General features: G+C 38.6%; 19 protein-coding genes and 1 pseudogene. 10 read left to right on the forward strand and 10 right to left on the reverse strand.

Going from position 1 to position 24,276, the window contains the following annotated elements:
* The first annotated feature begins 143 nt into the window (after positions 1 to 143).
* On the forward strand, positions 144 to 1,571 hold the full coding sequence (locus F580_RS0122040; protein WP_019029933.1) for a sensor histidine kinase: 1,428 nt from the start codon (positions 144 to 146) through the stop codon (positions 1,569 to 1,571).
* A 446-nt stretch (positions 1,572 to 2,017) separates the two neighbouring features.
* On the opposite strand, the gene F580_RS0122045 is transcribed toward F580_RS0122040, so the two are convergent.
* Positions 2,018 to 2,884, reverse strand: a complete 867-nt coding sequence (locus F580_RS0122045) for a LysR family transcriptional regulator (RefSeq protein WP_019029934.1) — start codon at positions 2,882 to 2,884, stop codon at positions 2,018 to 2,020.
* Positions 2,885 to 3,310: 426 nt separating this feature from the next.
* Here F580_RS0122045 and F580_RS0122050 point away from each other — a divergent pair, with 426 nt between their 5' ends.
* The 3 genes and pseudogenes from F580_RS0122050 to F580_RS27025 form a co-directional block, all read left to right on the forward strand.
* Positions 3,311 to 4,441 (forward strand): S-(hydroxymethyl)glutathione dehydrogenase/class III alcohol dehydrogenase, encoded by a 1,131-nt coding sequence (locus F580_RS0122050; RefSeq protein ID WP_019029935.1) that lies wholly within the window; start codon positions 3,311 to 3,313, stop codon positions 4,439 to 4,441.
* A gap of 135 nt (positions 4,442 to 4,576) precedes the next feature.
* Complete coding sequence (gene fghA / locus F580_RS0122055) at positions 4,577 to 5,428, forward strand: S-formylglutathione hydrolase (RefSeq protein ID WP_019029936.1); 852 nt, start codon at positions 4,577 to 4,579, stop codon at positions 5,426 to 5,428.
* A gap of 350 nt (positions 5,429 to 5,778) precedes the next feature.
* Positions 5,779 to 5,916: pseudogene (locus F580_RS27025) on the forward strand (ACT domain-containing protein); the annotation flags it as partial.
* A gap of 228 nt (positions 5,917 to 6,144) precedes the next feature.
* On the opposite strand, the gene F580_RS0122060 reads toward F580_RS27025, so the two are convergent.
* Positions 6,145 to 7,398, reverse strand: coding sequence for a sensor domain-containing protein (locus F580_RS0122060; protein WP_019029937.1), 1,254 nt, complete (start codon positions 7,396 to 7,398; stop codon positions 6,145 to 6,147).
* 1,153 nt (positions 7,399 to 8,551) lie between these two features.
* Here F580_RS0122060 and F580_RS0122065 point away from each other — a divergent pair.
* From F580_RS0122065 to F580_RS0122080, 4 genes are all read left to right on the forward strand, one after another.
* Complete coding sequence (locus F580_RS0122065) at positions 8,552 to 8,932, forward strand: BlaI/MecI/CopY family transcriptional regulator (protein WP_019029938.1); 381 nt, start codon at positions 8,552 to 8,554, stop codon at positions 8,930 to 8,932.
* 72 nt (positions 8,933 to 9,004) lie between these two features.
* The gene (locus F580_RS0122070) at positions 9,005 to 10,564 is read left to right on the forward strand and encodes a M56 family metallopeptidase (protein WP_019029939.1); all 1,560 of its coding nucleotides are present in this window, start codon (positions 9,005 to 9,007) and stop codon (positions 10,562 to 10,564) included.
* 253 nt (positions 10,565 to 10,817) lie between these two features.
* A complete protein-coding gene (locus tag F580_RS0122075) occupies positions 10,818 to 12,230 on the forward strand; it encodes an MBOAT family O-acyltransferase (protein ID WP_019029940.1) in 1,413 nt (470 codons plus the stop codon).
* Positions 12,205 to 13,482 (forward strand): hypothetical protein, encoded by a 1,278-nt coding sequence (locus F580_RS0122080; protein ID WP_019029941.1) that lies wholly within the window; start codon positions 12,205 to 12,207, stop codon positions 13,480 to 13,482. Before F580_RS0122075 ends, F580_RS0122080 begins: the two co-directional genes overlap by 26 nt.
* Before the next feature lie 13 nt (positions 13,483 to 13,495).
* On the opposite strand, the gene F580_RS0122085 is transcribed toward F580_RS0122080, so the two are convergent.
* Positions 13,496 to 14,542: an MBL fold metallo-hydrolase gene (locus tag F580_RS0122085; protein ID WP_019029942.1), complete on the reverse strand. Its 1,047-nt coding sequence runs from the start codon at positions 14,540 to 14,542 to the stop codon at positions 13,496 to 13,498.
* 171 nt (positions 14,543 to 14,713) lie between these two features.
* Positions 14,714 to 14,989 (reverse strand): hypothetical protein, encoded by a 276-nt coding sequence (locus F580_RS0122095; RefSeq protein ID WP_019029944.1) that lies wholly within the window; start codon positions 14,987 to 14,989, stop codon positions 14,714 to 14,716.
* 199 nt (positions 14,990 to 15,188) lie between these two features.
* Between F580_RS0122095 and F580_RS0122100 the strand changes: the two genes are divergently transcribed.
* The gene (locus F580_RS0122100) at positions 15,189 to 15,905 is read left to right on the forward strand and encodes a lysophospholipid acyltransferase family protein (RefSeq protein ID WP_019029945.1); all 717 of its coding nucleotides are present in this window, start codon (positions 15,189 to 15,191) and stop codon (positions 15,903 to 15,905) included.
* Between the two features lie 53 nt (positions 15,906 to 15,958).
* Here F580_RS0122100 and F580_RS0122105 read toward each other — a convergent pair whose 3' ends face one another.
* The 4 genes from F580_RS0122105 to F580_RS0122120 form a co-directional block, all read right to left on the reverse strand.
* The gene (locus F580_RS0122105; protein ID WP_019029946.1) at positions 15,959 to 16,891 is read right to left on the reverse strand and encodes a spermidine synthase; all 933 of its coding nucleotides are present in this window, start codon (positions 16,889 to 16,891) and stop codon (positions 15,959 to 15,961) included.
* Positions 16,884 to 17,546 (reverse strand): fused MFS/spermidine synthase, encoded by a 663-nt coding sequence (locus tag F580_RS0122110; protein ID WP_019029947.1) that lies wholly within the window; start codon positions 17,544 to 17,546, stop codon positions 16,884 to 16,886. Before F580_RS0122110 ends, F580_RS0122105 begins: the two co-directional genes overlap by 8 nt.
* 268 nt (positions 17,547 to 17,814) lie before the next feature.
* A complete protein-coding gene (locus F580_RS0122115) occupies positions 17,815 to 18,597 on the reverse strand; it encodes a DUF4097 family beta strand repeat-containing protein (RefSeq protein ID WP_019029948.1) in 783 nt (260 codons plus the stop codon).
* A 158-nt stretch (positions 18,598 to 18,755) separates the two neighbouring features.
* A complete protein-coding gene (locus tag F580_RS0122120; RefSeq protein ID WP_019029949.1) occupies positions 18,756 to 19,751 on the reverse strand; it encodes a YeiH family protein in 996 nt (331 codons plus the stop codon).
* Between the two features lie 251 nt (positions 19,752 to 20,002).
* On the opposite strand from F580_RS0122120, the gene F580_RS0122125 reads away from it, so the two are divergent.
* The gene (locus F580_RS0122125) at positions 20,003 to 20,878 is read left to right on the forward strand and encodes a LysR family transcriptional regulator (protein ID WP_019029950.1); all 876 of its coding nucleotides are present in this window, start codon (positions 20,003 to 20,005) and stop codon (positions 20,876 to 20,878) included.
* A gap of 131 nt (positions 20,879 to 21,009) precedes the next feature.
* Here F580_RS0122125 and F580_RS0122130 read toward each other — a convergent pair whose 3' ends face one another.
* Positions 21,010 to 23,520, reverse strand: a complete 2,511-nt coding sequence (locus tag F580_RS0122130; protein ID WP_019029951.1) for an ABC transporter permease — start codon at positions 23,518 to 23,520, stop codon at positions 21,010 to 21,012.
* A gap of 22 nt (positions 23,521 to 23,542) precedes the next feature.
* Entirely contained in the window at positions 23,543 to 24,235 is a 693-nt protein-coding gene (locus tag F580_RS0122135) for an ABC transporter ATP-binding protein (RefSeq protein WP_019029952.1), read from the reverse strand.
* Positions 24,236 to 24,276 lie beyond the last annotated feature (41 nt).

Below are 24,276 nucleotides of genomic sequence, written 5' to 3' on the forward strand. Positions count from 1 at the left end.
CAAATTGACTCAAAAGGTTAATTTATAAACTGTTGATAAAAACGCGGCGTTATTTAGATTCGACGACTAAAAAAACATCAAATTGACTCAAAAGGTTAATTGATTACTTGTTAATTAAAATACCGTTTTATATAGATTAGAGAATGACCACATTGAGCCAAAACCTTAGTACTAATCAGACTACCAACGTAAGCCTAGAACGCCGCTTAAGCTGGCTTATTATCGCCAGCTTATTACCAACCTTAGTGCTGTTTATTGCCATGGGTTTAGCGTTTGATTTTAACTGGCTCGGTTGGTCAACAGTGGGTTTTCTGCTTGTCATCATTTACACCTGTTTAGTGATAACACTCTACCGGTTGGTTATCACGCCTTTCTATAGTTTAACCAGCTTAACAGAAGCATTAAAAATGGAAGATTATAGCCTTAGAGCTAAGTCCCCATTTAGCCAAGGCATAGTAGCGAAATTATTCAATGAGCTATCTAGCTTGAGTCAAAGCTTACAAGTAAGTAAAAGCCGCTATGACCAACAAATGTTTTTACTTTATGGCTTAATTGAGCAGCTAGAATCACCGGTATTAATTTTAGATAAAAACGATAAATTACAACATGCCAACCCAGCGGTAAGCCAATTATTTTCAGTGCCTTGGCAGACATTAAAACAAAGTCCTGCGCAAAAATTAGGATTGATAAAAATTGATGGTTTTTGGGGCTTCGATGAAAGTAACCCTCTGAATATGGGAAAAAAATGGCAAATAAGGCAAAGTGAATACAAAGAAAACAACAATAATTACCAATTATTAATGCTCAATAATATTAGCCAAGAGTTGCAAAAAAATGAGCAGCAAGCATGGCAAAATATTATCCGCATTCTTAACCATGAAGTACGTAACTCGTTAACGCCTATTTCAGCACTGAGCCAAAATTTGTTAGAAATGCCAGATCTCACGCCAGCTCAGTGTCAGCAAGCGATTAAAATTATTGATAACCGCAGTAATAATCTCTTGGCCTTTATTGATAGTTATTCAGATTTAGCCAAATTGCCTTTACCCAATTATCAGCAATTCGATTTAGCAGAGTTGCTAAATGGCATTGCAAATTTAGTGCAACAGGTAACCATTAACCTATCTAAGCCATTAATGATAAAGGCGGATAAAGGCCAGCTTGAACAAGTGTTACTGAACCTAATAAAAAATGGCAAAGAAGCACAGCTTTCAACAGGTACAGCAAAAGGTAAGGCTACAAATGAACCAGGAATAGACACCTTAGAAAAGCCTATTGAAGTGAAGGTTTTTAAATCCGCACAACAAGTGGTTATTAAGGTACTAGATCAAGGTTGTGGGATCGCTAATACTGCCAATTTATTTGTGCCTTTTTATACTACAAAAGAAACCGGCTCAGGTATTGGTTTAGCGTTAAGTAGACAAATAATAGCAAACCATCAGGGGGAATTAACACTGACTAACCGCACTGACTTAGCTAACATAACTGACAGGGATGGCATAGCTGTTGCTACCGGTGCAGTTGCTACAATAACCTTACCTTTGCTCACCAATACCACTGTTCGGTCTTAAAAAGTTGTTTAAGCTAGTCCTACCGAGGGAGATATTTATACCAAGTTGATTAAGTTCTTTCCCACTCAGCGAGAGTTAAAGGGTTTAGAGGCCAGGCATTGATTGAAGAGAATGGTTATTCAGGAGAATAAGCTCCTGCATTCTCTAAGAAGCTACATCCATGTAGCGTCCTTGTCAAAATCAATAACGCCGCATATGAACCCTTTCCCTTTTATTAGATATTCGCCCTATGGGAGCTTACTCAATGACCACTAACATCGTTAAATTTATGTGGTTTAGAATGACTAGACCTAAACAAATTTGCCTTATTATTGAACATTGAGTACAGCTCTGAGTTGGGAAGAAATTTAATCAAATTGGTATTAGGTATGCTCAAAGGACTAAAGTGCTCTGCTATCTTGATGCGGCTATTAACAGCTAGGCTACAGCGTTAAGAAGCCCCGAGATTATCGCAACTGCTCAGCCAAGTAGTCTACCAACAGTCTTATTTTGGGTGATAAATGGCGATTTTGCGGATACACCGCCCATATTCCTTCATCCGGTGCACGATAATTATCTAACAAGGTAATCAATTTCCCACTTTGTATATATTGCTCAACATAATAATCAGGTAACTGCACTATGCCTAGGCCCTTCAGTGCCGCATCAGTTAGGCTGTAACCACTGTTATATCGTAATCGACCGGTTACCCGGATACTCTTTTCCCTGCCTGAATCTCTAAAGTGCCAATGGTCTGAAGTTCCCAGTAGACAACTGTGTTTATTCAGCTCTGAAATAGAATGCGGTATACCATGTTGCTCTACATAGTGCGGCGAAGCACAAACATAGTTTGCTCTGCTACCCAGTTTTTTGGCCATCATGGTAGAGTCACCCAACTTACCAAGGCGAATAGCTAAGTCATAACCTTCTTCAACGATGTCAATTTGACGGTTGCTTAAATAAGCAGAGACTTCCACATCGCTATATTGTTTGATGAAATTATTCACTAAAGGCAGTATTTGTTTCTCGCCATAAGTTACTGGCGCGGTTAACTTGATTTTACCTTGAGGTTTAGATTGTAAATTGGTAATAGCACGCTCAGCAGCATCTAGGCCGTCGAGTACGCTGCGACAGTGTTGATAAAAAATACGCCCCTCTTCCGTTAACGATACTTTACGCGTTGTTCGATAAAATAATTTGATATTAAGGCGTTGTTCTAACGCACTTATCTGACGACTAACTTGGGCTGTAGATATTGCCATTTTTTTTGAAGCTAGCGTAAAGCTCTCATTTTCAGCAACATAAACAAATTCGCTGATGCCATCCCACTGCATGATTATTACCTATATGTACAAGTGATTTACCAAATTATCATATTATCATTTAGTTAGAAATAACTATAATAAGCTCCACCGCAAACCGTGCTGTGACTTAGCCAATAACAGCTTATCATTTTTTATTATTACACCTGTGTAAAAGTGAATTACTTATTGAAGGTATTATCACGGTTAAATAAAAAGAGTAGACTAGCTTCATAAGTAACAAGTCAGTCTACAATCTAAACACAATTATACCAGTTTCATTAAGTTTGTGATCTTGTTGTGCATAGGAAAAATAAACCAGGGCAAGGCGCTCGATTAAGCAATAGCTAGCTATTGGGATTGAGAGCAACGCTGACATGGCGTATTTTACCCCCACAAGTGAGCAATAATTTATTGAAGTTGGTATTAAATATTAATCCATTGCAAGTGAGAATAACTATGTCAGATAAATTTATTAAATCAAAAGCCGCTATTGCTTGGGGCCCAAACCAACCTTTATCTATCGAAGAAATCGATGTTATGTTACCGCGCAAAGGTGAAGTATTAGTTAAAGTTATTGCTTCTGGCGTATGTCATACCGATGCATTTACCTTGTCGGGTGATGATCCAGAAGGCATTTTCCCGGTTATTTTAGGTCACGAGGGTGGCGGTATAGTTGAGCAAATAGGTGAAGGTGTTACTAGCGTTCAAGTGGGCGACCATGTTATTCCCTTATACACACCGGAATGTGGCGAATGTAAGTTCTGTTTATCCGGCAAAACTAACTTATGTCAAAAAATTCGTGAAACACAAGGTAAAGGTTTAATGCCTGACGGCACCACGCGCTTTTATAAAGATGGTCAACCGATTTTCCATTATATGGGCTGTTCAACGTTCTCTGAATACACTGTCTTACCAGAAATCTCTTTAGCGAAAGTAAATAAAACAGCGCCGCTAGAAGAAGTTTGTTTATTAGGTTGTGGTGTTACTACCGGTATGGGCGCAGTGATGAACACTGCTAAGGTTGAAGAGGGTGCAACAGTCGCTATCTTTGGTTTAGGCGGTATTGGTTTATCAGCGGTTATTGGCGCAACCATGGCAAAAGCATCACGTATTATTGCTATCGATATTAATGAAAGTAAGTTTGAGTTAGCTAAAAAGCTTGGCGCAACAGACTTTATCAATCCAAAAGATTACGACCAGCCAATTCAAGACGTTATTGTTGAATTAACGGATGGCGGTGTTGATTACTCATTTGAGTGTGTTGGTAACGTAAACCTAATGCGCTCTGCATTAGAGTGTTGTCATAAAGGTTGGGGTGAATCAATTGTTATTGGTGTTGCTGGCGCAGGACAAGAAATATCAACCCGTCCGTTCCAATTAGTGACTGGTCGTGTATGGCGTGGCTCAGCATTCGGTGGGGTTAAAGGCCGTACTGAGTTGCCAGATTACGTAGAGCGTTACTTAGCGGGTGAATTCAAGCTAGATCACTTTATTACCCACACTATGGGCCTTGAAGATATTAATAAAGCGTTTGAGCTGATGCATAAAGGCGAAAGTATTCGTAGTGTTATTCACTTCGATAAGTAACATTTGATAATTTGACCCTTGCTAATTTTACCGTTGATAAATAATTACAAACTATTAGCACAACATCAGTACACCCTTTAAATAAGTAGTGAGTTAGTCCTAAAACACCTAGGGCTAACGTTTAGGATCTTTACCATGACAATTGACCATTCCATTGAAAATCTAAGTGTGAACAAACATTTTGGCGGCTGGCACAAACAATATAGCCATCAGTCTAAAACATTAAATTGCACCATGCGATTTGCTATTTACTTGCCACCACAAGTATCAAGCGGGGCAAAAGTTCCGGTACTATATTGGCTATCTGGCCTAACCTGTACCGATGAAAATGTCATGCAAAAGTCTGGCATACAACGTATTGCTGCGGAATTAGGTATTGCTATTGTTGCCCCTGATACTAGCCCTCGTGGTGAAGGCGTTGCTGATGATGAGGGTTATGATTTAGGTCAGGGCGCTGGGTTTTATGTGAATGCCACACAAGCACCGTGGAATCGTCATTACCATATGTACGATTATGTGGTTAATGAGTTGCCTCAAATAATCGAAGCGGCGTTTCCGGTGTCAGATAAACGCGCCATTAGCGGACACTCAATGGGCGGACATGGTGCTTTAACCATAGCGATGTTAAATCCTGAACGTTATAGCTCAATGTCGGCGTTTAGCCCAATTTGCAACCCCATAAACTCGCCTTGGGGGAAAAAAGCGTTTACCACTTATTTGGGTAAAAACAAAACTACTTGGCACAACCACGATGCAAGTATGTTGATGCAACAAGCAAGACACTTTATTCCGGCCAAAGTTGACCAAGGTGGCGCTGATGATTTTCTAACGGAGCAATTAAAACCCGAATCGTTAGAGGCCGCAGCAAAAGCCAATAACTATCCGCTAGAGTTAGCTATTCATGAAGGCTATGACCACAGTTACTACTTTATCTCGTCATTTATTGAAGAGCATTTACGCTTTCATGCCAAGCATCTAAATAAGTAACGTCTTCTTTATCGAGATGCGGAAGGTTTGTGAACCTATCTATTTCCTTCCGCTTAGCGTACAAAGAACTAAACCGCTCCCCGCGGTAATGGTGCTCTTGGCAAGCTCCAGATTCAATTCAAACATTATAATTTTTTTCTAATCTAAGCCTGCAGGCATGTCGCCTCACCTTAGATTGGAGAATACCTCATGAACATCAGTCCGTGCTTCTCAGCTTATCGCAAAGCTCCACGATCTCCGGTGAAGTATTTAGTACCCGTATTTTCTTTATCGCTAAAATATTTGATGAGATATCCATTGTTTTACCTCAGAGTATTGCTCTGGTGAGCGACTAAGTAGAGCTAAATTGGCTTGCACTTGAAGTTGTAGGTCCATTAGCTTTAACGTTGACGGGTATTTTGTCGAATATATCGACGGTATTACCTAATGAGAAAATAAGTATTTTCGCTATCTCGACTTTCGATACCAACTATATTCTTGTAAAATAATCATTCATCAATCAAGTAATTACAGCGCTGCGGGATAATCAATATCTGGTAATATAGAGCTAAAGCATAATTTAATCTGCTTATAAACCAGATTAAATTATTCAAAACTAGAAACGCTATCGATAGGTAGCGAACATAAATATTTAAAACACAATGTATACTCTGCTCCCATTAAGGACAAATTCATGACCGGTTTTACTTGATTGCAACAGACAGTATTGAGTGATTTTATATATAGTAAATGGAGGTTCCAAGTTCTTTTTTAGCTTCATACATTGCTTCATCTGCCAATTGTATTAATGTGTGGGCATCTCCATTGTTATTTAAATACACAGAAACCCCAATACTAGCTTTTACAGGTATTAAATATTTTTGAACTTTAAAAGGTGAATTGAATTCTTCTTGTAATTTATCAGCCATTATTTTTATAGATGAACGATCTTTAACACCACTTATTACTACAAGAAACTCATCCCCCCCCATACGAGTAACAATATCTGATTTTCTAATACAATGTTTTAATCTATTTGCTGTACCGACTAAAATTTCATCTCCAACACTATGACCATGTGAATCATTAATAAGCTTAAAATGATCAAGGTCAATAAAGAAAAATCCGATCAATGTGTTTTTTAACTTTGACTTTTTAAATAGTTTTTCTAATTTATTTTCAAGTATTCTTCTGTTAGGAAGTTTAGTCAATGGGTCTAAATTAGCTAATTCCAATGCTGCTATTTCTTTTTGTTTGCGTCTTGAAATATCTCTTACAATTGCCAGCAAATAACCTGTCTGATTATATTCAATGAAACTAATGCTCGCTTCAATGGGTAATTTAGTGCCATCTTTTCTTGTATGTGTGGATTCAAGAACAATGTTTCCTGAACACTTGATCAGTTTACTATGTTCATTCCACTTACCTTCTATATCGAATTTCGAATTAAAATCTGAAACTGATAGCTTGAGTAATTCATCTTTGGAATAACCTAGTCTTTTATGGGCCAACTGATTACAATTTAAAATGTGGCCATACTCGGGTTCAACAACATAAATTGCGTCATTCGATTTATTAACTAAATGATTGAGTAGAATTTCCGCCGCATCTGACTTTTTGATAGTTGTTAAATCTATTAATTGTGAAATATACCTTTTTATCAATTTGTCATTGTCAGCTTGTGCAACAATATTTAATTGCACAAAAATAGTGTGTCCTAATTTATGTTTATATCTTTTTTCCACTTGAATGGGTTCAAATGGGTTCTGAGCCAATTTTTTTCTTATAGCTTCATTAATATGAATATCGTCAAGGTGTGTAATAGTGACTTTATTAGCATATATTTCGTCACCTTCATAACCAAGCATTCTTTTAAGTGCAGGATTAACATATTCAAGTTTTCCACTAGGAAAAGATAAGGCAATTGGAACAGGGGTAATTTCAAATAAACGATAGATAGACTTTTCTAAGAGGAGGCCATTTTCCTTCATTACTACGCATACCTTTTCTTTAACAAAGCTCCTCCGTGAGCAATACGAATAAATCCTTATAAATGATTGTAAATGATTATAGACTATCTTTTTTAATTTATAGGATAGCAGTTGTTGTATTCTCCACCATATGATCGAGTGCTCTATATTTCTAGATAACCTGTTCAGGCGTAGTGTCCTGTCGGCCAAAAATAAAAGTTTAACAACTGTTCTATATTTTATTATCATCAATGCTTCTCTACATCAGTCAGGGTTACTCCAAATTAAAATTCTGACCCTCATTTTATAAATCTCTGATTTGATCGGTCAAACAAATATGAGCTTTGAGCGATACTGCAGTTTATTTCATATAAAAAACTGTACTGTGACAACGAAAATGAGGGAATACAACTTTTGATGTGTTAAATTTGAAGAGAGAATATGTAAATTACTTAATTATCGAATTATCGAATTATCGATGTTATATACCCATAACCATTCAAAATGCATGTTTCAGAGTGCTTAAGGCATTTTAATTCAAGGCGCTGTGATGAAATATTGGTTGTTCCCTTATAAATCACAGCTACGATGACGTGATGTTGCTCAAACGCTCCTTCGATGGGTTTTACATATTCGAGCAAAGGGCACTTAATCCTTTGCTATAGCAGCTACATAGCCGACTACCGACTCATAGAGCTAATATTAAAAATGACATCATTTCACTGCCGACAGGGCCCTCAGCTAGCCGGAAAAATGCGGATATAGCCTATAGTTTCCAATATCATATAAGCCTTAATTATTAGATGGTTGGATACTCCCTAACGATAATCACCCTTTATCGAATAAAGAATTTCGAGCAGTTTTTATACTCTTCCGTAAAGAAATTTTATTTTTATCGCTGCTATTGACCCTTAACAAGCCCCAAGCTTTAAAAAACAATGCTCATCTGCCTACAAATTTGATGAAATAGTTAGTTCAGCTATTACTCCTTGAAGACAAAATCCATCAATTAAAATCACACTCAATCAGGGGGGCTTAGGAATATGAAAGCTATTTTTATTACCACTCCGCCACTACTCTTTCCGCATTGCCAACCTAAAAACTAATTAATTAGTTGATAAATAATTAATCCGCGGCTATAGTATTTGAAACTAACGAATTAGTAGGAAGGGATATGGCTCGTAAAAAATCAACTCAACTCACGGATAGTGAACAAAGCATTATGGAAATTCTTTGGCAGAAGCAGCAAGCCTCGGTGCGAGAAATAGCCGATATACTCAGCGAAAAAAAAACCACCGCTTACACCACAGTACAAACCATGTGTAAAATTTTAGCGGACAAAGGTTACGCCGACTTTCATAAAGAAGGTAAGGCTTTTATTTATACCCCAAAAATAACGCAGAAAGATGCCCGAAAAGGTGCTCTGACTTCTTTGCTTAATAAGTTTTTTGGTGGTTCGCCAGAAGTACTGGCGCAACATTTAATGGAAGAAACAGATATTGAATTAGATGATTTAGCGGCATTGCAAAAACAAATTGATCGCGCCGACGATTAGCTGCACGGCGACTTTTCACTGTAGATAAAAATAGAAAGTAAAGATAGAAAATAAAAGATAAAGGTATTTCACATGATTGCTCAATACACACTGTTAACCACATTAGCATTACACCATATGGTCATTGGTGGTTTGTTAGTGCTGATACTTTTAGTATTACATAAAGTATTAAAGTCCAGTGCTGAAATGCGTAGCTGGTTATTGATGACTGCCTTTATCACCTCAACGTTAGTGCCGTTAACCTTGCTTTCAACTACGTCTGCATTACCCATAGCGGCCAAGCCAGCATCGACTAAAGTAAATACAGTGATTGATGCAAGTGCAACTCAATCGGCCTTAGAAACTGTTGTGGTGCCGTTGCAGGAGCAAGCCTTATGGCATATGCCCAGTGAAATTGTGTTTCAGTTTAGTGAAGTTTTAACCGCGCTGATTGTGGTTTGGTTTATCGGCAGTTTATGGCGCAGTCTGATGGTATTTGGCTCATTCCTACGCACCCGAAAATTGATAAAAAGCTGCCAACCGGTCGAGCAAAAAAACATCCGTGAGTTGGTAGCAGGAGCTGATGTTGAAATATTTACTGCCAAGCAGATTAGCTCTCCTATGGTGGTAGGCCTAACCTCGCCAAAAATTATTTTGCCAGAGAACATTATCCAGCAACTAAGTAGCGAGCAATTAGCGCCGATAGTGCTGCACGAGCTTGCTCATATTAAACGTAATGATATTTGGTTTAGCCACTTTCAAGAGTTTATTGCCGTGCTGTTTTGGTGGAGCCCAGTGATCCGTTTACTCAATAACAAAATACATATCGATAGAGAATTGGCTTGTGATTTACGAGCCGTTAAGCAACTGAACAACAATAAACAATATGCACAATCACTGATTGATTGCGCCAAATTAATGATTACCCAACAACGGAGCGTATTAGCCATGGGATTATTTAGCCAGAAAAAAGAATTGAACAACCGAGTGACTACCGTACTAAAAAGTAAAAAACTGAAAACGCCAAGTATGCTAGCCATACTTACCGTATGTTTAGGATTGTCAGCACTGACCATTAAAGTGTCACAGGCATTTGTGCCAAAAATCAGTATCAGTGATGCTCAACAAGATGCTAGACATTTCTCATTATTACCCTCATCAGATGGCGAGGAACTCATTGCGGCGGTAATGCAAAATGATATTGCCACCATTGAAGAACTGCAAAACCAAGGTGTAGATATTAATACGCCAGCGATTGGTGATGGCACCGCATTAATTATTGCCGTCAAGCAAGACAACCGTCAAATGGTGCAGGCGTTAATTGATTTAGGCGCCGATGTTAACCAGTCATCTCGTGGTGATGGTAATCCTTTAATTACCGCAGCCATGACTAACAACATCACCTTAGCGCAATTACTCATTGATAACGGTGCGAATATAAATGCCATTGTGCCCAAGGATGAAACACCGTTAATCAATGCCACTCGAAGAGGTTATTTCGAGATGACCCAGCTACTTGTTAGTCAAGGCGCAGATGTTAACTTGTCAGTAAAAACAGGATTATCTGACGGTTTTAAAATTCGTTCTCCATTGAATATGTCACGTAGCAGAGAAATTACTAACTACCTTATTACAAATGGTGCCATTGAATAACACTTGCCATCAATACTGTTCAGCCTAGTTATTAATTAATGCTGACTTAAAATAATTAAAATCTAGTTAAGCCAATTTAACAGCGCTTAAACCTAGCTTACACCCAACAAAAGACTTGTGGACTTTTCCTAACTTTCCTAACTATTGCAAAAATACTTAGACCTTAGGCTCGGCAAACTCGTCTTTAAAAAAGAGTACCAGATGAATTTATTACTTAACAGACACGTTGTAGAACAGCAAACAGGAGGCCATAGTGATATTTAATACCCCTATATTTTTCTGGTTCTTTTGCATTTTCATCTTATTTTATGGCTTTGCTTTCTTAAAGCAAACCCCTAAAGTTTATCTGCTGTTAGTTAGCAGTTTGATCTTTTACGGTGCCTGGAATTACAGCTTTATTCCGTTATTAGTCGGTAGTGGTATTGCCGATTATTTTATTGCCCAAGCTATTGGCAATGCCTCAAGTCAACGCAATAAAAAGCGTTGGTTAATTTTATCATTGGTGATTAATTTAGGTATTTTAGCGACCTTTAAATATGCTGATTTTGCCATAGCATCGGTTGCTGATTTACTGTCAGTATTGGGTTATCAAGCATCATTTACCACACTGTCTTGGGTGCTACCGGTGGGTATTTCTTTTTATACTTTCCAAAGTATGAGTTACACCATCGATGTTTACCGTGGTGATATGAAACCTAGAAAAGGCTTAGTTGAGTTTGTCGCCGCGTTATCTTTTTTCCCACAATTAGTCGCCGGCCCTATTCTTAGAGCTAAACATATTTTGCCGCAGATGCACGCCATCTCTATGCCGAAATGGCTCGAAGCAAAACATGGTTTTTTATTAATTACCGTCGGTTTAATCAAAAAGACTGGCGCTGATATTCTCGCCATTCCGGCAGAAAAAGCCTTTGCGGCGCAAGAGGCATTGAGCACCTTAGAAATGTGGACGGGTGTACTGGCATTTGCAGGGCAAATCTATGGTGATTTTTCCGGTTATACCGATATGGCTATCGGCTTAGCGATTTTACTCGGTTTTAATATTCCACTTAACTTTAGAGTGCCCTACTTTGCCAAATCTCCGGTTGATTTCTGGCGTAGATGGCATATTTCATTATCGAGTTGGTTAAAGGATTATTTATACATCTCCTTAGGTGGCAATAGGAATAATAACCGTACCCGTAATGTATTTTTAACGATGTTATTAGGTGGTTTATGGCATGGTGCTGCCTGGACATTTGTTGCTTGGGGCGCTTTTCATGGCGCGATTATTACCCTGACCCATTATTTCGCAAATTTACCGATATTCAGTCGCTTTAATAACAGTAATGCCTTAGCTGTCAGCTTCGTTAAATGGGCGATGACCTTCTATTTAATTCTGATTGGTTGGGTGTTTTTTAGAGCAACTGACATCAATAGCGCAATAACCATTATTGGTAATTTACATACTATTGGTAGCGCCAGTGTACTAGGCGCTAATGCTTGGACCATCTTCATATTTACCACTGTTTGGATATTGATGGTGCATGTTATGGACTACTTTGTCATAAAATCTGCTGACAAATTGGAACAGAAAAACTGGCAGTTTTGGTTGTTAATTATTGTAGGCCAAGCCCTTTGTTTATTAATAGGAGAACCAAGTAATGAGTTTATCTACTTCCAGTTTTAATGAAGAGAACACCACAAAGATGGATACATCCATTACCATTGATGACCAAGCATCTTCAAAGCAAATGGTTGACCAAGCTGAAGATAGACGGGTATTTATTAAAATAACCTTGGCGATCGTACTAGGCATGATGGTAGCAATGGGCTTAGTGCGCCTATTGCTCGATGCCAACGGTGCTAATAAACAAGGTATTTTAGGGCGAGTATTGCAGGCACAAGCAGCAATTCCTCAAATCATTGCTGAGCCAAATGATTTGGTGATGTTTTACGGCTCTTCGATGACTCGTGCAGGTTTTTCACCACGAAAATTTGACCGTGATTTAAAAGTTATGGGCAAAGATATCACCTCGTTTAATTTTGGCTTTGGTGGCTTAAATCCCTATTACCAAGAGCTGTTATCGAGACGTTTAGCCGAGCAGTTTATCGAACAAGATAGAAAGCTTAAATTAGCCTTGATTGAATTTAACCCCTTTCAAGCCACTACCACACGATGGAATAGGGCTAAATTCACCTTAGATTCTTATATTACTATGTTGTCTAACGATGCCGAGTTATGGCAAATATTGCAGCAAGACCTGAGCCGAGGCATTCACTTATTTAACATTAAATATATTCGCAATCATGTCTCTGCTGAAATGGTCACTAGCTATTATGCTCGGGAAATATTTCCACCACAAAGAGGGCAGCGCTTTAAAGATGATGAGGAAACGGTTGCTGCCCGTAGAAGTTTGGGCAAAGAGTTAAACCAAGCATTCGAAACAGACTATCCAAACTACTCAGGTGAAGATTGGTATTACCCTTGGCGAGGTGCTGGTACTATTCCACAAGAGCGTTCGGAAAAAACCTTAGCGGTATTTGATGACTATTATGCGGCGACACAAACCGATGCTCAGATGAAAAATGATCGTTTGAGTCGTATAAGAAGTGCTGACATTGAAGAATTACATTTCGAACCCTTTTTAGTCGAGAGCTTTATTGGCATAGTGAAAAACTTCCAACGTTTTTCCGAAAAAGTTGAAGTGGTTATGTTACCTAAAAATAGCCGCTATATTCACTACACACCCGAGGCAAAAATACGACTTGCGCAGGCTATAAAGCAAATTGAAAAGGCCACAGGTATCAAGATAAAAAACCATCAAGATATCAAAGAAGTTAATGCTGATATGTATCGAGATAGCACGCATTTATCACGCTATCGTGGTGATATTGCCTATACCGACTTCTTACTTAGTGAGTATGCGAAGGTTTTGTAAAACTTACCTGGGCTCACTCTATCGGGTAGCCCAGCGCTTGCCACTGTGCAAAGCCTGAGTGACTTACACAAGTGATATTCTCCAGCCCCATCATGGCTAAATTAGTTAACGCTGTTTGAGATCTACGGCCTGAGTGGCAGTAGATATAAATATGTTCAAATCTTTTCAGTGCTACTAGATGATCAGGCTCGGTACCTAGTGGGATATTTTGACTGTGTGGTATATGGCCTGCTAAATATTCTTCTTGAGTACGGTTATCAATAATCAAGTATTCAGGATTTTTTTGTTGCCATATTTGATAAAGCGAGGTCATGGAAAAATCTTCATGCACATAAGTATTGGGATTAACGTTAATGCCACACGCTTCATTAGCGGGAACTGCTTCATTAATTTTTTTGGGTAAGGTTAAATTCAGGTTATCCATAATATTAATGAAATCGACCAATGACTTTTGTTTGCCCAGTCGAGCATTCCATTGTTTTTCTTCAACAATAGTAGAGCTAGTATTGCCATTGTAATCATGACCCGGGTAAACAATGGTCTCATCAGGTAAGGTAAATAATTTTTCAGTGACGCTGTGGTATAAATCTTCTGATCTGCCCTGCTGAAAATCAGTGCGGCCACACCCTCTGATCAATAAGGTATCACCGGTAAAAACCATGTTGTTGACAAGATAACTCATACACCCAGAAGTATGGCCAGGTGTGCTTATTGCTTTAATATGATATCGACCAAGAGTGAGTTCATCACCATCATTGAGCTCAATATCAATTGACTTAATGCCCGCTGCTTGGCTATAAACTATTTTTGCACCGGTTTTTTGTCTGATTAAACCTGCCGAACTGATGTGATCAGCATGAACGTGAGTTTCAATAGCATAAAGAAGCTCAATGCCCAGCTCTTCAATATATTGTAAATCACGCTTTAGTTGCTCTTTCACTCCGTCAATAATCGCCCCTTGATGGCTTTCAGTGTCAATCAATAAGTAAGTGTAGGTACAACTATCTCTATCAAAGAATTGTTTGATAGAGATAGTCTTTGGGGAGGTTGAAATAGTCATAACTACGCTCACGTATATTGATAGGAGAGATCAATAAGTATAGTTAGGGGGTTGAGTTTAGCCGATATTAATTCAAGCTCATCAGCCAGTTCATGGCATCTTTTTCATTATCAAAACTTCTCGTTTGTTGCGATGCTCGAGCAGGAGACAACTTATTGATAACATCTAAGGCTATGTTTGAGGTGATAACCATGGCTTTCCGATTAGCTTTTGCTGGTTCAGCCAGAGGTTATAGTTTTCCAGCTCTTGATACGCTTCTGGCGTTCCACCTAAAAAATCCAAATTATTAACCAGTATTGAAAAGCTTTGACCTTTTAAGTCATTAACAATAGCTCTGACACCGTTAGTGTACTGCTGTGTACCGTATTCATTAAAAGCATCAAAGTTTCGGACAATGATAATACTCCCTATCACTTCGAGAGCAACTTCACCGTGTTCAATAACCATGCTTTTCCCCTAACCAACGAGCTAACTTACGTTATATCACAATTAGCGAGAAAATTATTGCTCTGGCTTATAACGACCGTATAAGAAAATGATCACTTCTTTAGGCGTCTGCTTTCATTAACTGCAATTAGATTTACCATAGCATTACATTAGATGAGCAGCTATACCTATGGAATAGCTCATTACTAGGTGTTCCACTTTGAATTACTTACGAGGTATTTTCTTCTTAGGATATTTTTTTGCTGCTGGCTTTTATGGCTCAATAATCATTCTTATATTGGGTAAAAAGCGCAGTGCTGCCCTTGATGTTTTTAGTCGATATTCTCAATATGCGTTAAATATGGCGAAAATTAACATCAAACTCGATGGTGCTGAACACCTGCCGAGCAACGGCTTTGTCGCGGTACATAACGAAACCTCTTGGCCTGACATTATCGCCTTACAAGCTACACTTTATAACAACTATGTAGATCATGCGGCAGTCGCTAGCCAATACGGTATGATTCCCTTTATGAAGGCAGCCTGTAAAGCCGCAGGAATCCTCTTAGTACCCCGTGGAAATCGAGCTGGTGTTGATAAGGTATTAAACGAACTTGTTGAGTACCTTAAAGGCGGTGAACGGGTCGTATTTGGTGGCGAAGGACGCTTGTCTGGCATTGATGGCGTTATGCGTTTTAAACAAGGTAGTGCTTTATTAGCAATACGTTCAGGGAAGCCACTGATACCCATTGCATTTCACGGCGGCCAATTACTGATGCCTTTGCAATCCTGTGCTCTCATTCCTGGCACAATTCGTATCCGCTTTGGCGCTCCTATAGTCAGTGAGGGGCTATCAGACAAAGATGCCCGTATGCTTGTTGACCAAGCTCAAGCGGCGGTGAGTAAACTTTATAAAGCGCTGAGCGAGGAAAAATAAAGCCTTAACCTCAGCTTGCCGTATCGATTAACTCAACGTCGCCTAATGTCTTATTAATTAATATTCAGTAAATTGGCTGGCGCAAATTGATCCGTTAGGATTGGGCTATCATCAGGCCAGTCTTGATGGGTAGTGGTGGACTTCATATTTTGATAAAGCTGCTTTACATCGACACCAATAGCCAGTAATTCACTCGCTAACTTAGCGATGCTTTCATTTTGCTTTATTAGCACTTCGACACTAAGCGGACTTTGCTCTAGTGGCGTATTTCGGGCTAAGATTACTCGGTTATTATCGTCTTGATTACTCACCTGATAAAAATCACCAAAAACGGATTTATACGTTGCTGACTCATAAGCATATAACTTACTAGAAGAGAAAGTATTGGCCGTTAATATGCCTTCTTTGGAAAGTAAGCTTTTAATTTCTTCGAGAAACTCTTTGGTCATTAAATGTTCCGGAATGTAATCACCATTAAAGGCATCCAGTATGATCCAATCGTACTGTTGCTTTTTTAACAACGCCCTTTTAACAAAGACCCTACCGTCTTGGCTATAGGTTTTTATTTGCTCATTTTCTAAAAAACCAAAATATTGTCGAGCCACCTTAATGACACTCGGATCTATTTCCACGTTATCAATATCACTGTCCGGCAATAATTGATGCAAGGTATTTGACATAGTGCCGCCGCCAAGACCAATAATCAAAATACGTTTTGGCTCAGGGTTAACTAGCAAACTTGTTAGCAATAGTTTGGTGTAATTAAAAACTAATTTTTGCGGTTGGCTTTTAAAGAAACAGGTTTGCCGAGTATTGCGACTTTTAACATTAAACTTTAAACACCGTAAATCGCCTTTATCCTCCACGAGAATATTACTATATAAAGACCGTTCACTATGAATCACTTTAGCCATAGCATTATTGGTAATAAAAGCAGCCATTAAAAAAAATAGGCCTAGCATTAACTTACTGATTGCATTAGGCATGGCTGATATCTCGTTGTAGGTTCGTTGTGCGGAAATTTGCATGACTTTTAGCAAGTAATATAGTTATTACTCCTAATAGGCTCAGTACCAAGCTAACCGTAATAACAATGGTATTTATATCAAACCATAAGACTAAGTAGAAAGACGTGATAATGGTGCCCAAAGCACTACCTAGGGTAGCAACAAAATATAATCTGCCAGCTACCTGGCCACTTTCATTGGAATTTGTCACCAATAGCCTTACCGAGTAGGGTGATAACATGCCAAGAATAACGGTAGGCAGAAAAAACAATACTGTAGAGGCTAATAAAGAGCCATATCGTGAATCTTCTACAGCCAAAAATATGGCCTCCATTAGCCAAGTACTTGATGCGGCAATAGGTAATAAGGTAATACCGGCAATAATAAAAATAGCGCCATAACGAGTAAGTGAGGCAGACTGAGTAGAAAACTTACCGCCAAGTAAGTAGCCAAAAGATAAGCTAAGCATAAAGACCGTGATGATACTGCCCCATATATGAACACTGCTACCAAAAAAAGGTGCGAGAATTCGGCCGGCGAGTAGTTCAATACACATGATGGAGAAACCACTAGTGAAGGCAAGTAAGTAGATAAACAGGTTTTGGTAATTAACTGATTTGTTCAGTGCTTGCATAGTTTTTCACTAGGTTTATTTTTGAAGTTGTTCCTGCACTGTAAATTATTTTTACAGTCTTGGGTAGTAAACAACAGCCAAATCACCAAATGGCTATGAGTCCTGTGACTGAAGTTCTAATGAAACGGGTATTAGTCATTTATTTAGGACAGGCATAACCAAAAAAAACGTAATAATTGCTTATTACGCTTTTTTTATATACTTTCTCTGGTTTTCATTTGCGCTAACTTCCAATAAAAAGCAGGTAATGAAAACTAGGTAATAACGTTTATATTTCTTTAACGCGTACGTTGCCACCACTGGTTTTTAGTACTAATTCAGGGCCACCGCCATTGATGGTGCCTTCAATTTTACGCTTGCTAGTTTTGCCATTTACCGCGAACTCACTTGATACCCGACCACCACTGGTTTTAGCCGAAAGGTTTACTGCAACATCTTTCGCCAAATAAGCAGTAATTGAACCGCCAGACGTTTTCACCTTAGTGTCTTTAGTGGGATTGGTCGGTAATTTCAGTTTAATGCTACCACCTGAGGTATGAGCATTAATTTTTCCGATAATATTATCAAGGTCTAAACTGCCGCCCGATGTTTTAATATTTACGTCACCTACTACATCTTCTACTGAAATAGAGCCACCTGAAGTATGAGCATCAACTTTACCGGTAAGGTCTTCAATCTCAATAGAACCACCGCTAGTGTTTACATCAATGTTATAGTTTTCCGGCAAAGTTATTTTGTAAGTTACTCTGATACTGGTTGAGCCAAAACCAAACCCACTGCGCTCTAATTCACCATTAATACTGACATTACCGCCAGATTTTTTAATATTTACCTGCATATTATCTTCATCTGCACCGCTGATATCTACTTCAATCAATACAGTATCTTTGGCATGTGTATCAATATCAATCGTACCTACATCAGTCTCTAGTGTTAATAAACCACCCGCTGTGACCTTCAATTCTTCATTATATGTTTTTGCTTGTAGGCCACTCGCCATCAATAACAAGGCAATTGGCGCGTATTTAAAAGTGCTTTTCATGTTTAACATAGGGTATCTCCATCTATTGTTATTATAATTTTCATAACAAGTGGCTTAATTGATTGACCACTTAGCAAGAATTTATGTTCATTGTTAGTGAGATGCAACTTATCAAAAAAAGGTTTAAATTAAATTTAAACCTTGTAACAAAAATAACTTTCTATCCTTTAGATTAACCAGGTGTTTAAGAAGAAACCACCAAAAATTAATAGTATGAAGAGTATCAGCGCCAAGATAAGCGGCTTAGGCCCGGCTTTTTTAATGGTTGCCCACTGAGTTTGCATTCCCAAAGCGGCCATTGCCATCGCTAAAGAAAATTGACTGACAAAGCTCAATAGCGCTTTAAGGGATTCAGGTAAGAGAATAGCACTATTAATCATTGCGGTGGCCATGAAGCCAAAGACAAACCAAGGAATTGTGATAACACTTTTTTTAGCTTTAACCCCTTGCTCACTAATAGGGCTAAGACGAGATAACGCCGAGCTAAGCATTAAAATAAACGGTGCTAACATCATGACTCGAATAAGTTTAACCACCACGGCTGTTTGCATGGTTTCACCGTTAATACTCTGACCTGCCGCTACCGCTTGTGCTACTTCATGAGCCGTGCTGCCAATATAAATACCAAAGGCTTGATCACTCATATCAACAAATTGATAAATAAAGGGGTAAATAAACATAGCTAAGGTGCCAAACAATACCACAGTGGCAATGGCGATAGTAATATGCTCTTGCTTTGGTTTAAGCACTGATTCAGTAGCAAGTATTGCGGCTGCGCCACAAATAGCACTGCCAGCTGCGGTTAAAATGGCGACATCTCGATGTAATTTCAACACTTTAATACCAACAAAAATTCCAACAAGAAATATGGTAGTAATAACCACCAAATCAATGACAACCGCCTGCCAGCCTACCGCCATAATTTGTTGAAAACTCAGGCCAAAGCCAAATAAGATAATACCGGCTCTAAGCAATTTTTGTTTACAAAAGCTCGAAAACTGTTGATCCCTTTCATTTTGCACCCTCAATGAAAAATGACCATAAAACATACCAAAAACAATCGCTAGCGGCAGTGCACTCAAACCAAAAGCTGAAACTTGTTCGACTTTTGCTAAGGCTATTGCCAATAAGGTAATCATGGGCAGAACTATATAAGTAGGCATAAGACACCTCTTTTTCCAATAAATGAAAGTTAAGTCAACACCTGATGACTTAACTCTTAACGACTATTCACTCTATGGAATATAATATAACCCAAGCTTATAGATAAGAATAATGGAATGATTTAATGTATTACATTCAAAAAACCGAACTTATGTTTAGTAAACTAACTTATACCAATCGGACTAATTTATTGCTTACTTAGCGAGAATTAAAAGGTTTGGTATTACATCTTGCTGAAGGAAACTTAACCATGAGTATATCGATAAAAAAGCTACAACTTTTCGAGGCCACCGCACGCTTAGGTAAACTTACCAAAGCAGCTAATGAGTTAGCTTTAAGCCAGTCTGCCGCCAGTCAAGCATTGAAAGAATTAGAACAAAGCTTAGGTTACCCACTTTTTGAGCGAGTGGGTCGAGATTTATTAATCACTGAAAACGGTTTAAAATGCTTACCTAAAGTACGCCAAATCGCTGATCTACTCGATAGCTTACAACTCGCCAATTTAAACCCCATGAGTGGCGTACTAAGAATTGTCGCTAGCGGCACCATCGCCACTTACTTATTACCTAAGCTGCTCGCTGACTTTATCAGAACTTACCCTGAGGTTACTCCTGAAGTACACATAGGTAATACCCAAATGGTGATAGATTATTTAGATAAGGGCAAAGCTTCAATAGGTTTAATCGAAGGCCCAGCTGTGCATAAGCGTTTAAAAATAACGCCGTGGCAAGAAGATAAATTACAGGTATTTTGTCCGCCTCATCACCCATTAGCAAAAAAATCAGCTATCAACCTAAAGCAGCTGCAACAACAGTCTTGGGTATTGCGTGAGCACGGCTCAGGTACACGCGCTATTTTTGATGCAGCCATTGAGAAAATAGGAGCACAAATTAATTTGGCTATGGAATTAACTCGGCAAAGTGCTATTAAAGAGTCAGTTAAAGCCGGTTTAGGCTTAGGTTGCTTATCACAACTATCTATTGCTGAAGAGTTAAAAAATGGCGGTTTAGTGGCGCTACAATCACCGCTAAACCTCTCAAGACGTTTTTCTTTGGTTACCCACAAAGACAGTCATCATAACTTGCTTACGCAAAAATTCATTGATTACCTGTTAACCCTCTCTTAAACAGAATCCAGTTCTGTTAGCGTAATGCTGCTTACCCTGATAAAAACATAAAAAAACGTCAGTAAATACTATTTACTGACGTTACTATTTTAATATGAGCGATTTATTCAGCGCCTTTTGTTCAGAACTTCTTATTCATATCGAAGCGCTTTAATTGGATTTTTCCTCGCGACTTTCGCAGCATTAGCACCAACGGTACTCCAAGCAATAATCAATGATAACAAACCGACACCTAAGCAGATTGGCACCAACCATAGAGCATCGATACGATAAGGAAATGATTCTAACCACGTTAACATCAAGTAGGCAGCTATAGGCCAGGCAATAAGATTCGCCAACACTACTGGCTTAGAGAATTGCCAAATGAGTAAGCCTACAATGTCTTTGACATTGGCGCCCATGACTTTTCTGATACCTATTTCTTTAGTTCTTCTTTCTACGGTAAAAGCAGATAAACCATATAAACCTAAACAAGCAATCACGATGGCAATGAATGAAAATACCAAAAACAACTGTGCTGTGGTTAATTCATCATGATATTGCGCTGCCATCATTTCGCTTAAAAACTGTAAGTTAATCGGCTGCATAGGCACGTTAGTCTTCCACACACCTTCAATGGCGCTAATTAAATTAGGCACATTGTTGGTAGAGAATGAAATATTAGCGACCCGAAAACGTTGTGGATTTAACGTATATACCGAAGCTCTAACGCCAAACTTAATTGAGCGAAAGTAAATATCTGGAATAACACCAACAATAGTTAAATGCTGTTTACCGCGGATATCTATGGCCAGTGTTTTGCCTATGGCATCTTCAGCCGTGCTAAAACCAAACTTTTTCAACGCTGAACTATTCAGTATTACACTCGCTTGACCTACTTCACCTTCAGCTACTTTGTTAATAGTGTCTGTACCAAAGTTTTCATCAAACAAACGACCTGCTACTGGTGTGACTTGATAGGCTTCAAAAAATCCATAACCCATATTATGGTAATTGACTAACTGAGCTTCGTTAGCAGCACCATTAGCATGTGGTTCTAATAATTTGAAATTATTATTATTCTCATTATCTTGTGTTGGTGCTTCCGATGAAAAAACTACACTGCTTACATCAGGTAAATTTAATAATTCTTGTTTTAAGCTCGCTAAGTTATCGCCAGTATTACGAATACTAAGTACCAACTTGTTGTCACTTTCATAGCCCACTGCCATATTATTAGAGAAGATCGTTTGGCCATAAACAACCAAGGTTGAAATCACCAAAATAATGGAGGTAGCAAACTGAAACACTACTAATACACTTCTAAATTTTGCCGAACCTTTCGACTCAACACTTTTACTGGACTGTAAAATTTTTCCCGGTAAAAAACGTGATAAATACAGTGCCGGATAAATACCAGCACCAATACCGACACAAATAGCTAGGGCAATTAGCATCAACAATAAGCTTGGTTCCTCAAGTAAATTTAAGGCTAAGTCTTTAGCTAATATTTCATTATAAAAGGGTAATGCTAATTCTACCGCCACCAAAGCAAACAATAAGGACAATAAAACTAAAGCAATTGCCTCGCCTAAAAACTGAATGGCTACTTGTGTTCTGCTAGCGCCCAACACTTTTCGCATAGCCACTTCTCGCGCCCTTTTACTGGCTTTAGCAGTAGATAGGTTCATAAAATTAATACAGGCAATTAATAACACTAAACCGGCAACAATAATAAAGGTGGTGATCATCTTACTATCGCCCATAGGGGTTAAATCACCCATATTTCCGGCTTGACTTTTGGCATGTAAATGCAGGTCAGCCACTGGCATAATGCGCTGTCTAACAAAATCGGTAACTTTTTTACCTAAAGCTTGCTCACCTAAAATATTAACTAACATGTCAACTAATGGACTTTCATTATTCATCCAAAAGGTGATGCGATCTTGTAATTGCTGCGCATCTATACCTGGATTTAATTTGAAATAGGTATAAACATTAAGGCTAGTCCAAGTATGTAAGGTGCCGTCATTTTCACCAAACAAAGCCGGTTGTAAATAAACAATCATATCAGTATTTAAGTGGGTGGCATCGGGTAAATCTTTTATTACCCCGGTAACAGTCAGGGTTGTGGTATTGCCAGCAATACAGCAAATGGTAAGTGTTTCGCCGACCGCATCACTTTTACCAAAATATTTGTAAGCTAGCTCCTCCGTGATAACCAAATCCATGGGTTTGTTAAAAGAAGACTCTTTTGAACCATGAATAAAAGGCAAATCAAAGAGTTTAAAAAAGCTACTGTCAACCATAGTAAATTGTTCAGGGAAGGCATTTTCATTTTGTCTGACGGTCAAATCAAACTGAATAAAACGCACACCAGTTTCAATTTCATTTTTAGCATAATCTCGTATCGCTGGCATCATACTGCCCGCCGAACGTACCGTTTCAAAGGGTTCTTGATTCGGAAGAGAATAAGCGGTGTGCATACGTACTAGTTGCTGATGATCTTTAAGCCAGGTATCAAAGCCCGATTCTTGGCGGACAAACAACATGATTAAAATACAGCTCATTAAACCTATGCTTAAGCCAAAAATGTTAATGATTGAAAAAATACCGTTTTTAATGATATTGCGCCAAAAGGTAATAAGGTAATTGCGAAACATAATAAACTCTCCTAATGGGCAGTTAAGCCATTTGCTCAGCCGCACGAACACTCTCGGCAACCACATGACCATCGAATAAATTAATCGTGCGCCTAGCGTAATCAGCATGGGCTGGGCTATGGGTTACCATAATAATGGTGGTGCCTTCATCGTTAAGTGCTTGCAACATTTCCATCACCTCTTGACCGTGAGCGCTATCTAAATTACCTGTTGGTTCATCGGCTAAGATCATTTTTTGGTCACCTACCACGGCTCTAGCTACAGCGACACGTTGTTGCTGTCCGCCTGATAACTGGCTAGGTAAATGCTTGGCTCGATGGGCAATACCAACCTTATCCATCACTTTGTCAACTTTAGCTTTGCGCTCTGCCGCTGGCATATTGTGATAAATTAGCGCCAGTTCAATATTTTCAGCAACGGTTAATTCATCAATTAAATTAAAGTTCTGGAAGATAAAACCAATATTTTTTTTACGAATACCAGACAGTTGCTTTTCAGAGTAACCGGCAACATTTTCACCATCAAAAACATAATCACCACTGCTCGGTGAATCCAACATGCCGATGATGTTAAGCAAGGTAGATTTTCCACAACCCGATGGCCCCATAATGGCAACAAACTCGCCTTGGGCTATTTCAATATTTACCTTGTTCAAGGCTGATGTTTCTACGTCTTGTGTTTGATAAATACGGGTTAAATTGTGTAGTTTTAACATGTTATATTCCTTTGCTCTTGATGAGTCTTTTAGTGTTCGGT

The sequence above is a fragment of the Colwellia piezophila ATCC BAA-637 genome (genome assembly GCF_000378625.1).
Classification (GTDB): domain Bacteria; phylum Pseudomonadota; class Gammaproteobacteria; order Enterobacterales; family Alteromonadaceae; genus Colwellia; species Colwellia piezophila.

Excerpts from the sequence above, each read along its gene's own strand:
- F580_RS0122040 (WP_019029933.1), top strand. The coding sequence starts at position 144 with ATGACCACATTGAGCCAAAACCTTAGTACTAATCAGACTACCAACGTA.
- F580_RS0122045 (WP_019029934.1), bottom strand. The coding sequence starts at position 2,884 with ATGCAGTGGGATGGCATCAGCGAATTTGTTTATGTTGCTGAAAATGAG.
- F580_RS0122050 (WP_019029935.1), top strand. The coding sequence starts at position 3,311 with ATGTCAGATAAATTTATTAAATCAAAAGCCGCTATTGCTTGGGGCCCA.
- fghA (WP_019029936.1), top strand. The coding sequence starts at position 4,577 with ATGACAATTGACCATTCCATTGAAAATCTAAGTGTGAACAAACATTTT.
- F580_RS0122060 (WP_019029937.1), bottom strand. The coding sequence starts at position 7,398 with ATGAAGGAAAATGGCCTCCTCTTAGAAAAGTCTATCTATCGTTTATTT.
- F580_RS0122065 (WP_019029938.1), top strand. The coding sequence starts at position 8,552 with ATGGCTCGTAAAAAATCAACTCAACTCACGGATAGTGAACAAAGCATT.
- F580_RS0122070 (WP_019029939.1), top strand. The coding sequence starts at position 9,005 with ATGATTGCTCAATACACACTGTTAACCACATTAGCATTACACCATATG.
- F580_RS0122080 (WP_019029941.1), top strand. The coding sequence starts at position 12,205 with ATGAGTTTATCTACTTCCAGTTTTAATGAAGAGAACACCACAAAGATG.
- F580_RS0122085 (WP_019029942.1), bottom strand. The coding sequence starts at position 14,542 with ATGACTATTTCAACCTCCCCAAAGACTATCTCTATCAAACAATTCTTT.
- F580_RS0122095 (WP_019029944.1), bottom strand. The coding sequence starts at position 14,989 with ATGGTTATTGAACACGGTGAAGTTGCTCTCGAAGTGATAGGGAGTATT.
- F580_RS0122105 (WP_019029946.1), bottom strand. The coding sequence starts at position 16,891 with ATGCCTAATGCAATCAGTAAGTTAATGCTAGGCCTATTTTTTTTAATG.
- F580_RS0122110 (WP_019029947.1), bottom strand. The coding sequence starts at position 17,546 with ATGCAAGCACTGAACAAATCAGTTAATTACCAAAACCTGTTTATCTAC.
- F580_RS0122115 (WP_019029948.1), bottom strand. The coding sequence starts at position 18,597 with ATGTTAAACATGAAAAGCACTTTTAAATACGCGCCAATTGCCTTGTTA.
- F580_RS0122120 (WP_019029949.1), bottom strand. The coding sequence starts at position 19,751 with ATGCCTACTTATATAGTTCTGCCCATGATTACCTTATTGGCAATAGCC.
- F580_RS0122125 (WP_019029950.1), top strand. The coding sequence starts at position 20,003 with ATGAGTATATCGATAAAAAAGCTACAACTTTTCGAGGCCACCGCACGC.
- F580_RS0122130 (WP_019029951.1), bottom strand. The coding sequence starts at position 23,520 with ATGTTTCGCAATTACCTTATTACCTTTTGGCGCAATATCATTAAAAAC.
- F580_RS0122135 (WP_019029952.1), bottom strand. The coding sequence starts at position 24,235 with ATGTTAAAACTACACAATTTAACCCGTATTTATCAAACACAAGACGTA.